The organism is Bacillus sp. 95MFCvi2.1, from assembly GCF_000374965.1.
Taxonomy (GTDB): Bacteria; Bacillota; Bacilli; order Bacillales; family Bacillaceae_G; genus Bacillus_A; species Bacillus_A pseudomycoides.
This window is the reverse complement of sequence record NZ_KB895708.1, coordinates 70,866-86,002: the sequence shown is the minus strand read 5'-3', so window position 1 is coordinate 86,002 and position 15,137 is coordinate 70,866. Positions and strand designations below refer to the sequence as shown.

The 15,137-nt window shown below is 36.5% G+C and carries 12 protein-coding genes and 1 rRNA gene; 4 read left to right on the top strand and 9 right to left on the bottom strand.

Annotated features, from left to right (window positions below; translation table 11 throughout):
* A 16S ribosomal RNA gene (locus C568_RS0122035) occupies window positions 1-196 on the bottom strand; the annotation flags it as partial.
* Between the two features lie 342 nt (window positions 197-538).
* Between C568_RS0122035 and C568_RS0122030 the strand changes: the two genes are divergently transcribed.
* Window positions 539-895, top strand: a complete 357-nt coding sequence (locus C568_RS0122030) for a YgzB family protein (RefSeq protein ID WP_016113001.1) — start codon at window positions 539-541, stop codon at window positions 893-895.
* 63 nt (window positions 896-958) lie between these two features.
* On the opposite strand, the gene perR is transcribed toward C568_RS0122030, so the two are convergent.
* The 6 genes from perR to C568_RS0122000 form a co-directional block, all read right to left on the bottom strand.
* Window positions 959-1,387, bottom strand: coding sequence for a peroxide-responsive transcriptional repressor PerR (gene perR, locus C568_RS0122025; RefSeq protein ID WP_018768004.1), 429 nt, complete (start codon window positions 1,385-1,387; stop codon window positions 959-961).
* A 318-nt stretch (window positions 1,388-1,705) separates the two neighbouring features.
* Entirely contained in the window at window positions 1,706-2,161 is a 456-nt protein-coding gene (gene bcp / locus C568_RS0122020) for a thioredoxin-dependent thiol peroxidase (RefSeq protein WP_003194937.1), read from the bottom strand.
* A gap of 45 nt (window positions 2,162-2,206) precedes the next feature.
* A complete protein-coding gene (locus tag C568_RS0122015) occupies window positions 2,207-2,611 on the bottom strand; it encodes a potassium channel family protein (RefSeq protein WP_018782729.1) in 405 nt (134 codons plus the stop codon).
* 76 nt (window positions 2,612-2,687) lie between these two features.
* Window positions 2,688-3,473 (bottom strand): ABC transporter permease, encoded by a 786-nt coding sequence (locus C568_RS0122010; RefSeq protein WP_018782728.1) that lies wholly within the window; start codon window positions 3,471-3,473, stop codon window positions 2,688-2,690.
* 4 nt (window positions 3,474-3,477) lie between these two features.
* A complete protein-coding gene (locus C568_RS0122005; protein WP_018768003.1) occupies window positions 3,478-4,269 on the bottom strand; it encodes an ABC transporter permease in 792 nt (263 codons plus the stop codon).
* The gene (locus C568_RS0122000; RefSeq protein ID WP_003194928.1) at window positions 4,262-5,275 is read right to left on the bottom strand and encodes an ABC transporter ATP-binding protein; all 1,014 of its coding nucleotides are present in this window, start codon (window positions 5,273-5,275) and stop codon (window positions 4,262-4,264) included. Before C568_RS0122000 ends, C568_RS0122005 begins: the two co-directional genes overlap by 8 nt.
* A 127-nt stretch (window positions 5,276-5,402) precedes the next feature.
* Here C568_RS0122000 and hemL point away from each other — a divergent pair, with 127 nt between their 5' ends.
* The 3 genes from hemL to C568_RS0121985 all read left to right on the top strand — a co-directional run bounded on the left by hemL (window position 5,403) and on the right by C568_RS0121985 (window position 12,758).
* Window positions 5,403-6,698, top strand: coding sequence for a glutamate-1-semialdehyde-2,1-aminomutase (hemL, locus tag C568_RS0121995; protein ID WP_018782727.1), 1,296 nt, complete (start codon window positions 5,403-5,405; stop codon window positions 6,696-6,698).
* A gap of 207 nt (window positions 6,699-6,905) precedes the next feature.
* Complete coding sequence (locus tag C568_RS0121990; protein WP_018782726.1) at window positions 6,906-11,342, top strand: glutamate synthase-related protein; 4,437 nt, start codon at window positions 6,906-6,908, stop codon at window positions 11,340-11,342.
* A 327-nt stretch (window positions 11,343-11,669) separates the two neighbouring features.
* On the top strand, window positions 11,670-12,758 hold the full coding sequence (locus C568_RS0121985; protein WP_003194921.1) for an FUSC family protein: 1,089 nt from the start codon (window positions 11,670-11,672) through the stop codon (window positions 12,756-12,758).
* A 13-nt stretch (window positions 12,759-12,771) separates the two neighbouring features.
* Here the strand turns inward: C568_RS0121985 and C568_RS0121980 are convergent, their stop codons facing one another.
* Window positions 12,772-14,532: an ABC transporter ATP-binding protein gene (locus C568_RS0121980; RefSeq protein ID WP_006093309.1), complete on the bottom strand. Its 1,761-nt coding sequence runs from the start codon at window positions 14,530-14,532 to the stop codon at window positions 12,772-12,774.
* Between the two features lie 53 nt (window positions 14,533-14,585).
* Window positions 14,586-15,116, bottom strand: a complete 531-nt coding sequence (ntdP, locus tag C568_RS0121975; RefSeq protein WP_003194916.1) for a nucleoside tri-diphosphate phosphatase — start codon at window positions 15,114-15,116, stop codon at window positions 14,586-14,588.
* Window positions 15,117-15,137 lie beyond the last annotated feature (21 nt).

Here is a 15,137-nt window from a genome sequence, read left to right as displayed (position 1 = left end):
ATGCGGTGCAAAATGTTATCCGGTATTAGCCCCGGTTTCCCGGAGTTATCCCAGTCTTATGGGCAGGTTACCCACGTGTTACTCACCCGTCCGCCGCTAACTTCATAAGAGCAAGCTCTTAATCCATTCGCTCGACTTGCATGTATTAGGCACGCCGCCAGCGTTCATCCTGAGCCAGGATCAAACTCTCCAATAAAGTTAGTTTGTCTAGCATCTAAAATAAAAATTGACGTTTCACGTTGTTTGTTTCGTTCAGTTTTCAAAGAACTCGTTTGTCGCTCAATGGCGACTCCCTTATGTTAACACCTTCATTTTTCGATGTCAACTAAGTTTTTTAATTTCTTTTTTTCGCTTTCTGCCGTTTCGCATCAGCGACGGTTATTAATATATCATGCAGTTTATACATGGTCAATACTTTTCATAAAAAAATTTCACATCCCGTTTATTTCTTTTTCTCATCATTTTAACAAGCCCCACTTCTTTTAAATCAAAAATTCAAAATTTTATGTTATATTATTCCTATAGGAGCGTGATGGGAATGGGGATTAAATATTCGAACAAAATCAATAAAATTCGAACCTTTGCATTAAGTTTAGTATTTATCGGACTCTTCATTGCATACTTAGGCGTATTTTTTCGCGAAAATATTATTATTATGACCATTTTTATGATGGTTGGCTTTTTAGCAGTTATCGCTAGCACCGTCGTTTACTTTTGGATTGGTATGTTATCTACAAAAACCGTACAAATCATTTGCCCAAGTTGTAACAAACCTACCAAAATGCTCGGCCGAGTAGACGCATGTATGCATTGCAATCAACCCTTAACGCTTGATCGTAATTTAGAAGGAAAAGAGTTTGATGAGAGGTATAATAAAAAGAGCTATAAAGCATAAAATGGAGTTTATATAATAAAGAAAGAGGTCAACGTAACCGTTGACCTCTTTCTTTATTATATATTACGCCTTATGACATTCTGGACATACGCCATAAATCTCTAAACGATGACTATTAATAACAAAGCCGGTTGCTTTCACAGCTTCATCTTCAAGTTTTTCCAAACCTCCATAAGGAAAATCAACAATCTTACCACACTTTTCACAAATTACATGGTAATGCTGACTTGTAACATAATCAAATCTACTTGAAGCGTCTCCATAAGTTAATTCCTTAACAAGCCCAACTTCTTTAAATACACGTAAGTTATTATAAACAGTTGCAACGCTCATATTTGGAAACTTACCTTCTAACGCTTTATAAATTTCATCCGCTGTTGGGTGCGTCATAGATTCCACAAGGTACTCTAAAATAGCATGACGCTGTGGAGTAATGCGTACACCCGTATTTTTCAGCATTTCTAGCGCTTCTTTTAATTCTTCTTTGACCACCGTCATGCACCCCGATTCTATACGGATTATTATTTTATAATTCTTATAAAGAGTGTACTCCTTTTCTTGTCAATCGTCAATATTTCTACTATAACTGTGTAGTTTATTTTTCATCTAACCTTATTCTTATGTATATTTGTCCTTCCTTTATACATTTACATAGAAAAAAGTGCGAAATAATCGCACTTGGAATACTATCATCTGAGGAGGTATGCCCTACCCTTTTAATGTATGAAACATCAGCACAAGTGTATAGACATATGCCTCATAGTAATTACATCATAATAAATTCCCTTCAGTTCTTGCTTATGCAGAACCTTAATCTAAATAAGAAAGGATGTCTTCGATATGCCCTTTCACTTTTACTTTACGCCATTCTTTTACTAGTTCACCATCTTTATTAATAAGAAACGTAGATCTTTCAATTCCCATGTACTCTTTTCCGAAATTCTTTTTCAGCTTCCATACATCATATAGTTCCGCCACTTTATGATCTTCATCTACTAAAAGTAAGAATGGCAAATCATGCTTTTCAATAAATTTCAAATGTCTATTCACTGGATCTGGACTTATACCAAGTATAACCGTATCTTTTTCTTGAAATAATCCGTATGCATCTCGGAAATCACACGCTTCTGTTGTACAGCCTGGTGTCATATCTTTCGGATAAAAATATAGTGCTACATTTTTCCCGTGAAAGTCCGATAGCTTAACCTGCTCTCCGTTACTTCCTTCTAGTGTAAAATCCGGTGCCATTTCTCCTACTGCGACCATCTTTATCACTCCTTGTCTTTTCCTTCTACTATAACAAATGTTATCTCATTTTTCATTGTCTATCACTGTTCGAACTACGAATGCAAACGGCAATGTATATCCAATCAACGCTTCAATAATTGCAATCCAGCGTCCGATTCCAACAGGAGTTACATCACCATATCCAACAGATAATAAAGTAACCGCACTAAAATATAAGCATACTTCTACCAGTTGGAAAGAATGGACAGTTAAACTTTCTCCGTCTTCTCTTAAGACGGCAAATCCACTTTCCTCTAATACAACATAACTTAATCCGAATGCGATAAGCACCGTTGTGTAAATTAGAAATAATGAAGTTAGGTTATACAAGGAAAAGAAACGCTTCGAATCTGAGTATGAGCTCCATAATATTTGAATACCCCTTAACACAGCAATGGCTGAAATTAATAAAATAAGTCCCCATAACATGTCCTCCACCTCATCCTATATGTATGAGGACAAAGAACAATTTATCCCACAGTAGATGAAACTTGTATATCTGTCGTTAGTTTCCCGCACCGCGGTATTTCTTCACTCCAAAATTCCAAAGCGTGATTGCAATTGTAAAACAAATTACACCAACAAACGGTGTCGCAAACGCATAACTGTTCCATTCTGTCTTTCTAAGAAAATACGCCGCTGGATATACACCAACAAATGCAAATGGTAAGACAAACGTTAAAACAAACCGGATCACACGGTTATAAATATTTACAGGATATCGCCCATAATTCCCAATGTTATACATCAATGGCATAATAGAGCTTTTTGCATCTGACCAAAAGCCAATACTTGCAAGTGTCACAAATATCCCGCCATATACAAGGGCACCTCCAGCTACCATGAACAAGAAAAGAAAGAAATCGTACCAATAAAAGGATAATTGAAGCTGCACTGACGCATATCCCATTACAATAATCCCAGTAACTGCACCAATCAAAGACTCCAGTTCCATTCGCTCTAATATAATTTGGAATAAACTATGAATCGGTCTTGTTAAAACACGATCCATTTCTCCCTTAATAATGTATCGATCATTAAAATCCCATATATTAAAGAAAGCAGAAAAGATAGCAAATGGTACTAAGAAAAAGCCATAAATAAAAATAACTTCTTCTCGACTCCATCCCTTTAATGCTTGTGTATGTCCGAAAACAACAAGAATAAAAATTAAGTTAACAGCTTGGAGTAGTAAATCAGATAATAATCCAACGATAAAATCGCCGCGATACTCTAGTTTAGTTTTTATATATTGGCTTGCATATTGCAAAAACAGTTTTATATACAGCATCTCATCATCCCCCTTGTACAATTAGGCGTTTTCTCGCCGTTTTCCACATCAGCACAATTGGAACAATAAGTACGACTGCCCAAATCATTTGAAATAATAAAGCCTGATACAACTTACTTCCTTGTATTCCTTCAGAGAAAATCATACTCGGAATATAACTGATTGCTTGAAATGGCAAAAACACCATTGCTTTTTGTGCCCATAGAGGATAAAAGCTAATGGGTAGTAATAAACCTGAAAATAAATCAATAACCACACGTTTTGCATACATAATTCCACTATTATTAAATAAGAAAAAAGTAAGCATGCCTGTCATTAAATTAATTTGCGTATTAATAATAAAACTGAAAACTAACGACAGAAAAAAATATAACCACGTTTGAAAATTGGTTGTAATTTGCAACGAGAATAAAAGTGTAACAATGATCATACCGGGAATAGAAAAGAATGCAAAACGGAAGATCCCCTCTCCAAGACCTTGCATAACTTTCATTCCTAAGTAGTTATATGGACGAATTAATTCAACAGCTACACGTCCCTCTTGAATTTCCATCGCAATTTCTCTGTCAATATTATTAAAATAAAAAGCGCGAGCCATCCACGCGATGGCAATGTAGGTTGTCATTTGAGAAATCGATAAACTTTCGATATTCTCTTTCCCACTGTAAATAGCTTGCCATAAAAAATAATACGCTCCGATGTTAATCGTATAAATTAAAATTCCACTATAGTAATTTGTCCGATAAGCAAGCATCATTAAAAAACGAATACGAATCATTTCAATATACTTACCCATGAATCATACCCTCTTCATAAATATTACGGATAATTTCTTCTGTCGACACTTCATTAATTTTTAAATCTTTAATTTGAAAGGCTTGGACTACTTTGGAAATAAGCATAGAAATTATAACTTCTTCATTGGGTATTTTCGCAATCCATGTATATTCTTCTTTCCCTTGTGACCAAACTACATGATTATCCGGCATTAGCATTAACAGTTGTTGATATGAAACTGGTGCTGTAAATTGAAAATGTATTTCTTTTTCTGCTCCCCACTGCGAACGAAGCTTTTCTAATGATCCATCATACATAATGTTTCCTTCATCCAGCATAATGACGCGTTCACATAACGCTTCAATATCAGTAATATCATGTGTTGTTAATAAAATTGTTGTTTTATAACGTTCATTCATTTCCTTTAAAAACTCACGGATTTTTAATTTTACGAGAACGTCTAGTCCAATCGTTGGTTCATCTAAAAATAAAAGCGGTGGATTATGAATTAACGCTGCTGCTAATTCACAACGCATTCGTTGACCAAGCGACAATTTACGCACCGGTTTATCTAGCAATGGTCCAATATCTAGTGTTTCAATGACATGCTCCATATGTTCCTTATACTGCCTATCAGATACACCATACACTTTTTTTAATAAACGAAATGATTCTTGTACCGCAATATCCCACCAAAGCTGTGAACGCTGACCAAATACAACACCAATTGTTTTCACAAACTCTTCTCGCTGTTTATGTGGATTCATGCCATTTACTGTAATTTGACCAGACGTCGGTGTTAAAATTCCGGTTAACATTTTAATTGTCGTTGATTTACCCGCACCATTCTCACCAATATAACCAACCATTTCACCTTGATTTACAGTAAACGAAACATCATTCACTGCTGGCACTATTTTATAATTACGATTTAATAAATCGCGAAACGCACCTTTTAAACCAGAGCGGCTTGAATATGCTGTAAATTCTTTACGTAATCCTTGTACTTCAATTACCGATTTCATAATCGGACCCCCTTCCTCGATACCACAACGAATAGTTTACCCAACTGCCCTTCCTATCACAAACAATACGTCTTTTTGAAAAACATGTTAGAATAATACATAGATTTTTGTAAGGAGATGAATTGTAGTGAATTTCACAAAATCAGAAGCATTACATAAGGAAGCGTTAGAACATATCGTTGGTGGTGTTAACAGTCCTTCTCGTTCTTTCAAAGCAGTTGGTGGCGGTTCACCTGTTGCAATGGAACGCGGAAAAGGTGCTTATTTTTGGGATGTAGATGGTAACAAATATATCGATTATTTAGCAGCATACGGTCCAATCATTACAGGACACGCTCATCCTCACATAACAGAAGCAATTAAAACAGCAGCTGAAAATGGTGTTTTATACGGAACACCAACAGCACTAGAAGTAAAATTTGCAAAAATGTTAAAAGAAGCAATGCCTGCTTTAGATAAAGTTCGTTTCGTAAACTCTGGTACGGAATCTGTTATGACAACAATTCGTGTGGCTCGCGCTTATACAGGTCGTACAAAAATTATGAAGTTTGCTGGTTGCTACCACGGTCATTCAGACTTAGTTCTTGTAGCAGCTGGTTCAGGTCCTTCTACTCTTGGTACTCCTGATTCAGCCGGTGTGCCCCAAAGTATCGCTCAAGAAGTTATTACCGTTCCATTTAATAACGTAGAGACATTAAAAGAAGCACTCGATAAATGGGGACATGAGGTAGCAGCTATTCTTGTAGAACCAATCGTTGGGAACTTCGGAATTGTCGAACCTAAACCTGGCTTCCTAGAAAAAGTAAATGAGCTTGTTCACGAAGCTGGCGCACTAGTTATTTATGATGAAGTAATCACAGCTTTCCGCTTTATGTACGGCGGTGCCCAAGACTTACTTGGTGTAACACCAGATTTAACAGCACTTGGTAAAATAATTGGCGGAGGTCTTCCAATCGGTGCATATGGTGGTAAAAAAGAAATTATGGAACAAGTTGCACCGCTCGGCCCTGCTTACCAAGCTGGTACAATGGCTGGAAACCCAGCATCTATGGCAGCTGGTATTGCTTGCTTAGAAGTACTGCAACAAAAAGGTGTATACGAAAAATTAGATGCACTTGGAGCAATGCTTGAAAAAGGAATTTTAGAACAAGCTGCAAAACATAGCATCGATATTACAGTAAACCGTCTAAAAGGTGCGTTAACTGTATACTTCACTACAGATACAATTGAAGATTATGACGCTGCTCAAAATACAGATGGAGAAATGTTCGGTAAGTTCTTCAAGCTTATGCTCAACGAAGGAATTAACTTAGCTCCATCTAAGTATGAAGCATGGTTCTTAACAACAGAACATACAAAAGAAGATATCGAATATACAATCGAAGCTGTCGGTAGAGCATTTGCCGCTTTAGCGAACGCATAAGAAAATACATGCTCAAAAGAAAAAAATAGAGGCCACCCTCTATTTTTTTCTTTTTTCTATTTCATAAATCACACATCAATAGTATAATTATTCATAATTATCTGTTTTATATTAAAATTCATATTAATTATTCTGTTGTTTATAAGGCAGTATACACCTTGAATAATTAGATTATTCTTAATTTTATAATAGAGGGGGGATTGACGGATGCCTAACAATACAAATAAATGGACACCGTCTTTATTTCGAAATTACGCAAATGCAGAACACGATGCGTGTGGAATCGTTTCCGTTATGGAAAAACAAAATGTTCCAACAAAAGAAAACATCGATCTTTGTATACAATCACTGATAAAAATGAATCACCGTGCTGGATTTATTAATGGAGAAGGCGATGGTATTGGTGTTCATATCGACTTACCGAAAGCCCTTTGGAAAGAAAAATTTAAAAATAGTGGATATAATCCAGCGATTGTGGACCATCCCCACTTTATCGTTGGACATTTTTTTCTAAACAAAAAAGAAAATCCTACTCTTTTAAAGAACAGTATTCGTAATAAATTAAACAATAAAAATTTCACCGTTCTCTTCGAAAGTGATAATGTTATAAATTCTGATGCACTTGGTCCTCTTGGCAAACAAGAAGAACCGTTATTTTGGCAAATTGCTATTCTTTCAGAAACAAAAAATGAAGCCATCGACCAAGTACTATTCTCTTTAACAATTGAAATTGAAGAAAATACAGCAATTCATGTTGCTTCATTAAGCCACGACCATGTTGTATACAAAGTTCTTGGCGCTGGCGATACACTTGTTGCCTACTATGATGATTTACAACATTCACTTATTGCATCAACAATGACACTTGGACATAATCGCTATTCTACGAATACATTATCTAATTTCTTTCGCGTGCAACCATTTAGCATCCTTGGACATAATGGTGAAATTAATACAATTTCCAAGTTACGTGATCAAGCCGAAATGATCGATGTACCACTTACTGCTGGAGGCAGTGATTCTCAAGATTTAAACCGCACCTTAGAAACACTTCTCGTTCACTACAACTACAGTCTATTTGAAGCAATGGATGTATTATTTCCACCAATTATTAATGAGATTAAATTATACGAGCCACATATGCAAGATTTATATACGTATATTCGTGAAGCATGGGGACATTTCGCCCAAGGGCCGGCCGGCATTATTTCACGTTATAAAGATGAAGCTGTTTTTAGTGTAGATTCACTTGGTTTGCGACCAGTTTGGAAAGTAGAAACAGAAAGTTCCTATATCTTTTCTTCTGAACCAGGTGTCGTATCACCATCTGAATATGTAGCAGAACCAAAGTCACTTGCTCCCGGAGAAAAAGTAGGTTTGAAGTGGAATAAACAAGGTGCCCTCGTTCTCTACGAATATGAAACATACCAAGAAGAAGTATATAAACGCATGAAACAACGTATTAATTTTTCAGATTATCATTTCAACTTATCTATTCCAGCTATGGAAAAGGTCGAAGGGCTATCTAACCTCTCTCAAGTTGAAACAGAACAATATGTAGCTTTCGGCTGGGATCGCGAGCATATCCAACTTCTTGAACAGATGGCAACAAAAGGTGTTGAACCAATTCGTTCACTCGGCCATGACGCCCCTCTCGCTGCACTTGATACAGACAGACGAAACATTGCCGATTTTATAAAAGAAAGTGTTGCTGTTGTTACAAACCCAGCAATCGATCGCGACCGAGAAATTGAACACTTCTCTACACGCACAGTACTAGGAGAACGTCCTAGCTTGTTTAGTGGTGAGCAGCAAACTTTTGTTACCGAACTTTTGTCACCGATTATACTAGAAGGTCATTTAGCACAATCAATTTCAGAAGATTTAGAAATCATTTCATATGAACAACTTGTAAATCTATTTGCAATTCATAGTACAGTTTACAAGTTATCTGTTTCCTTTCCAGCATCAGAAACTTTACAAGATGCATTAAATCGAATTAGTGCCGAAGCTACAGCAGCTATTAAAAAAGGTGCTTCTCTCTTATTACTTGATGATGCAAAAGCTCATCAAAATGAACACTTATGGATCGATCCACATTTGATTACAGCTAAAGTACATCAAGAACTAACTGAGCACAAATTACGCCGAAAATGCTCCATTGTTATAAGATCCGGCGCTCTCCGTTCTTTACACGATATTGTTACACTGTACGGACTAGGTGCAGATGTTATTAATCCATATTTAATGTTCGCAACCGTAAATGATGGGACAACGATACCAATTTCTAATTTATATAAAGCGCTAAACAAAGGTCTTGAAAAAGTCATTTCAACTATCGGTATCCATGAACTGCGTGGTTACGGCCGTCTCTTCTCTTCAATTGGTTTACACGAAGAAATTGCAAACATACTACAAATTACAAACTTTTTAGGATCACGTACTGTAGCATTTTCACTTGAATCTTTAGCAGAAGACGCTAAAGTCCGGGCACTTGATTATAACAACCCAAAAGTTAGAATGCGAAAAACGTTTCATATATTCCCTCGTATTTGGAAAGCAATTGGTGATGTGGCAAAAGGGAATGCTTACGATAATTATCGGGAGAAATTAGCTGAGGTAGAAGATAAGAATCCGATTGCAATTCGTCACCTTGTCCAAATGAAAGAAGCAGAGCAACCAGTGCCGACTGAGCATGTTTCAATTGGCGTAAAAAATCATGACTTGCCGTTTATTATTAGTTCGATGTCATTTGGGTCCCAAAATGAAATTGCATTCCGCGCTTATGCAGAGGCGGCAGACCGTCTCAATATGATTAGTTTAAACGGTGAAGGCGGAGAAATTAAAGATATGATTGGTAAATACCCACATACACGCGGCCAACAAATTGCATCAGGACGTTTTGGGGTGAATGCCGAACTGTTAAATTCATCAAATTTAATTGAAATCAAAATTGGTCAAGGAGCAAAACCTGGTGAAGGGGGACATTTGCCTGGATCAAAGGTAACTTCTAAAATTGCAGAAGCTCGTAATGCAACAATTGGTTCGGACTTGATTTCTCCTTCCAATAACCATGATATTTACTCGATTGAAGACTTAGCACAAATTATTACTGAAATTAAAACAGCCAATCAACTTGCAAGAGTCGCGGTCAAAGTTCCAGTTGTCCCTAATATCGGAACGATCGCTGTAGGAATTGCAAAAGCTGGTGCTGATTTTATTAATATTAGCGGCTTTGATGGTGGAACAGGTGCCGCTCGTATTCATGCACTGCAACATGTAGGCCTTCCAGTTGAAATCGGAGTAAAAGCTGCACACAATGCTCTATTAGAAGCAAATATGAGACACAACGTAGAGATTTGGGCAGATGGTGGTGTCCGCAGTGTAAATGATGCACTTAAAATTATGCTTCTTGGTGCAAACCGTATTGGATTCGGTACTTTATCCATGATTGCAATCGGTTGTACAACGTGCCGGGGCTGTCACTTAGATACGTGTCATGTTGGTATTGCAACACAAATCGAATCCGAAGCGCAGGCAAAAGAACATGGACTACGTCGCTTCGTTCCGCGGCAATTTGAAAATGCTGTAGAAGGTTTATTGCACCTATTTACTACTTTCGGAACAGAACTTAAACGTTTAACCGGTGGACTCGGTTATACGAACTTACAAGAAATTGTTGGTCGCTCTGATTTGCTAGAACAAACGCGAGGCACAGAACTATTAGATTTACAAAATTTATTACAAACATTAGACAGTACATCCTACATGATAACAGGAGCAGCCCAGCAACAACATTATGCAACAACTGATTCTTTCCAATCAAAAGAGCTAGTTGGTGTTGGTGTGGATCAACGCGTAATGGGTGGTCTTGAATCATGCTACCGAGTCCGCAGTAAATTATATGACAACAATACGCTGGAACCAATTACACTAAAATACACAAATGGCTCCGTTCCCGGAAACGGATTAGGTGCCTACAATAGTGAAAACTTATTTATTCACGTCAATGGTGGTGCACAAGATGGTATCGGAAAAACCTCATTTGGCGGTGGCATTTATATCACAAAAGCAAGAGGAAAAGATGGAACATACTATAACGGTTCTGTCGGAAAAGGATTCGGGTATGGTGCACAAAAAGGAACTTTATATGTGCAAGGTAACGCTGATGCACGTGCTGGCATCCGCTTATCTGGAGCAGATATGATCATCGGGGGAAGAATCACAAAACCACTTCGAGAAAAAGAACACGGGAATCTCGGTGTTCATGCAAATATTAAAGGCTTTGCTTTTGAATATATGACAAACGGTCGCGCACTCGTTCTTGGTGATCCTGGCCCATGGATTTGTGCAGGTATGACTGGTGGTGTCGTTTATTTACGCCATCAACCTAAACTTGGTTTAACAGAAGCTGCTTTGCGAAGAAGAATTGCAAAAGGAGCGAATGTAACATTACGTGAGCTTAGCAAAAACGGGGAATCAGACATCACAGAATTATTATTAGACTACGTTCGTGTATTAAAGGAGCATGAACAATATGAAGAAGCTGCTCTCTTAACACCATTATTAGAGGACATTCAGTCTCACTTTTATGAAGTCATTCCGAAAAAAGAGCAAGCAGATCCATCTATTTCGACTGAATAATTTCCATTTGCTTAAAATTGACTAAGTGAGCATCACATAGTAATCTATAATAACAATTTGAAAACCTGCTGAAATTCAGCAGGTTTTTTCACTAAAAAAGAAGGATAAAGAGAGCCGAGCAGTTTGAGGCACGGAAGCCAGGAGGATACGGAGTGTAGCTTATACTACATGAGTACCGGACTGGCGACGTAACGAAGAATCGCGACAGCTATCTTTACCGGACTTTTTGAACATCACTAAAATATCACTTGCTAACATATTGTAATGAATGTATAGTATCATGTTGTACATTCATTATGACAAGAGAGAAAGGATATTAAAAAGGGTATGAAACTTGGTGCTCGCATTTTAAAAACGGGTATTGCCATTACATTAGCTTTATTTGCTTGTACTCTGCTCCAATTACCGAGTCCAGTATTTGCGGGGATTTCAGCAATTTTTGCTGTACAGCCATCTGTATATCGCTCGTATTTGACAGCACTCGAACAAATCCAAGCAAACGTAATTGGTGCAGTATTCGCTATCGGATTTGCATTTGCTTTTGGACACAATCCTTTTATTATTGGATTAACTTGTATATTAGTTATTGCTCTTACACTACAATTACGTTTAGAAAATACAATATCAATTGCTTTAGTGACGGTTATTGCGATTATGGAATATCAAGGAGCAAACTTCTTTGACTTCGCTCTGCTTCGCTTTGCAACCATTATGGTCGGTATTGTCGCGGCTTCACTTGTAAATTTAATGTTTATGCCGCCAAAATACGAAACAAAACTATATCATCGTATCGTTGATAACACCGAAGAAATTGTGAAATGGATTCGTATGAACAGCAGGCAAGCTTCTGATTTTACAACACTAAAAACAGATATTGATCGTATGAAAGAAAAAATGATTAAATTAAATCATTACTACTTACTTTACAAAGAAGAAAGAAGCTATACGAAAAAAGTACAATTTGCAAAAATTCGTAAGCTCGTCTTATTTAGACAAATGTTAGCAACAACGAGTCGTGCATTAAGTACATTAAAAGCATTACATCGCACTGAAAACGAATTACGATATATGCCTGAACCATTTCAAGAATCCATTCAAAATGAATTAGATTCATTAACACACTATCATGAACAAGTTTTGTTAAAATTTATTGGCAAAGCGAAAAAACAACAGTCTGTTGAGATGCTTGATGAAGTAGAAACTGGTAAGCAGGAATTAATCGATATATTTATGGACTATCAAAATAAAGATAATGAAGAATCATATAAAATATGGTTACATCTCTTCCCTCTTATTTCTTCAATTATTAATTACAGTGAAGAAGTTGAACATTTAGATTTACTTGTAGATAGTTTTTATACGTATCACAAACCCGAAGACGAACTACAAATTGATGAAAAAAAAGAAGATGAATGAAAAAACAGCCCCTTTACGCCAAAGGGGCTTTTTCTTCTATATGTTGAATTTGATATAAATCATAATAAAATCCTCGTTTTTGCATTAATTGTTCATGAGAACCCTTTTCTTTTATTTCACCATCTTCGATATATATGATCGTATCCACATGTGTAATAGTTGCCAATCTATGAGCAATGATTATTGTTGTACGGTCCGCAGCTAATGTTTGAAGAGCCTCTTGAATATGTCTTTCGTTCTCTAAGTCTAAAGCCGATGTTGCTTCGTCTAATATAAGTAAAGAAGGATTTTTCAAGAAGACACGTGCAATCGCTACACGCTGTCTTTGTCCACCAGACAACTTTACGCCTCTTTCTCCCACAACTGTATCGTATCCATCTGGTAGATTCATAATAAAATTATGAATCTGCGCTGCTTTTGCAGCCGCAATAACTTCCTCTTTCGTTGCTTTCGGATTTCCATATAAAATATTAGATTGAATCGTATCACTAAATAACAGATTATCTTGCAAGACAATACCGATATGACTACGTAAATTTCTTACATTATACTCTCTCACATTCACACCATCTACATAAATCGCACCGCTAGAAACATCATAAAATCTTGGAATTAAACTAGCTAAGGATGACTTTCCACCTCCACTCGCTCCAACGAGGGCAATTTTTTCTCCAGAACGAATTGAGAAAGAAAGGTCATGTAGTACATCTTTTTCATCAGTATTATACCGAAAGGAAACTTGATCAAATACAATTTCACCAGAAAGCTTTTTTGCTTCAATTGCATTTGGAGTATTTACAATATCATACTTTTCATCTAACAGTTCAAACACTCGATCCATTGATGCAAATGATTGTGTGAGTGTTGTAGAAGAGTTAACAAGGCGGCGTAATGGACTATATAAACTATCCATATAGCCAACAAAAGCAACCATCGTTCCAAGTGTTAAAGAGCCTTGAATCACTTCATATGCCGCAAACGCAATAACAAGTAACGGTCCTAAATCCGTTAACGTATTCACTGTAGAAAATGTCCGTGCTGTCCAGCTTGTATGTGTTAATGCCTTTGTTAAAAAATCATTATTTTTCTTTTCAAACTGCCCTTTTTCATACTCTTCTAATGCAAAACTACGCGTCACTTGCATCCCTTGGATACGCTCATGTAAATAACCTTGCATCGTTGCCAATGCTTGTGAACGCTCTCTCGTTAATTTACGAAGACGCCCGAAAAAATATTTCACTGCAACTGCATAAATCGGCAAAATTAACAATGCAACAAGCGTTAATTTTATATTCATAGAAAACATAACTACAATTGCAATAAAAATTGTAGCTGTATCAAGCCAGACATTCATAAGTCCTGTAATAACAAAATCCTTCGTCTGCTCTACATCATGGATTACACGCGAAATAATTTCACCTGTTTTTGTATTTGAATAGTAGCGTAAACTTAACTTTTGCAGATGACCAAAAATATGTTTTCGTAAGTCGTAAAGTACTGTATTACCAATACGCTGTGCAAAATATTGACGATAATATTCAACTGGTGGTCTCAGTACACCAAAAATAAAAAAGGCAATCCCGATTGCTGTTATCAATTGTGATGTTTTTTCCTGAAGTGATCCACCACCTTGAATGACATCATCAATAATATACTTTAATAACCACGGCATAATAAGCGGAATACCAAACTTAATGAGTCCAATAATAATTGTAATTGTAATAAGCCATCGATATGGTTTTACAAATTGTAAGTATCGATTTATTCCTCTCATATGATCCCCCCTTAATAGGACAAACCTGCCGGGAAAACCCCTGCAGGTTTGTTCTAATCTCTATACATTAAATATCGTTCATACCACATATCTACAAAATCTGGCGCGAATGGTCCTTTTCTTTGATGAATCCACTGCGTTAAATACTCTACATTTCTTTTTAGAATCGTATCAATTACTGGAGGATAATTCATCATCTGACTATGCTTTTCATACTCATCTTCATCTAAAAGTGTATATGTCATATCTGGATATACCTTAATATCCAAATCATAATCAATATACTTTAATGCTTCAAAGTCATATGCAAACGGAGAGCTTAAATTACAATAATAATACACTCCCTCTTCTCTTAACATACCGATTACATTAAACCAATAATTTGAATGAAAATAACAAATTGCAGGCTCACGCGTAATCCATGTTCGACCATCTGATTCGGTTACTACAGTCCGATCATTCGCACCAATTACAAGACTTTGTGTCCCTTTTAAAATTGTAGTTTCTTCCCACATTCTATGAATGAAACCATTATGTTTATAACTATGTATTTGTATTTTTTCTCCTTCTTTGGGAAATCCCATACGTTCTCCCTTCTTTCACTG

What these genes read in the sequence shown, in the direction of transcription:
- C568_RS0121985 (WP_003194921.1), top strand. Translation starts at nt 11,670, where the DNA reads ATGAAACTTGGTGCTCGCATTTTAAAAACGGGTATTGCCATTACATTA.
- bcp (WP_003194937.1), bottom strand. Translation starts at nt 2,161, where the DNA reads ATGGTCGCAGTAGGAGAAATGGCACCGGATTTTACACTAGAAGGAAGT.
- C568_RS0122015 (WP_018782729.1), bottom strand. Translation starts at nt 2,611, where the DNA reads ATGTTATGGGGACTTATTTTATTAATTTCAGCCATTGCTGTGTTAAGG.
- C568_RS0122000 (WP_003194928.1), bottom strand. Translation starts at nt 5,275, where the DNA reads ATGAAATCGGTAATTGAAGTACAAGGATTACGTAAAGAATTTACAGCA.
- C568_RS0121990 (WP_018782726.1), top strand. Translation starts at nt 6,906, where the DNA reads ATGCCTAACAATACAAATAAATGGACACCGTCTTTATTTCGAAATTAC.
- C568_RS0122030 (WP_016113001.1), top strand. Translation starts at nt 539, where the DNA reads ATGGGGATTAAATATTCGAACAAAATCAATAAAATTCGAACCTTTGCA.
- C568_RS0122005 (WP_018768003.1), bottom strand. Translation starts at nt 4,269, where the DNA reads ATGGGTAAGTATATTGAAATGATTCGTATTCGTTTTTTAATGATGCTT.
- C568_RS0122010 (WP_018782728.1), bottom strand. Translation starts at nt 3,473, where the DNA reads ATGCTGTATATAAAACTGTTTTTGCAATATGCAAGCCAATATATAAAA.
- C568_RS0121980 (WP_006093309.1), bottom strand. Translation starts at nt 14,532, where the DNA reads ATGAGAGGAATAAATCGATACTTACAATTTGTAAAACCATATCGATGG.
- ntdP (WP_003194916.1), bottom strand. Translation starts at nt 15,116, where the DNA reads ATGGGATTTCCCAAAGAAGGAGAAAAAATACAAATACATAGTTATAAA.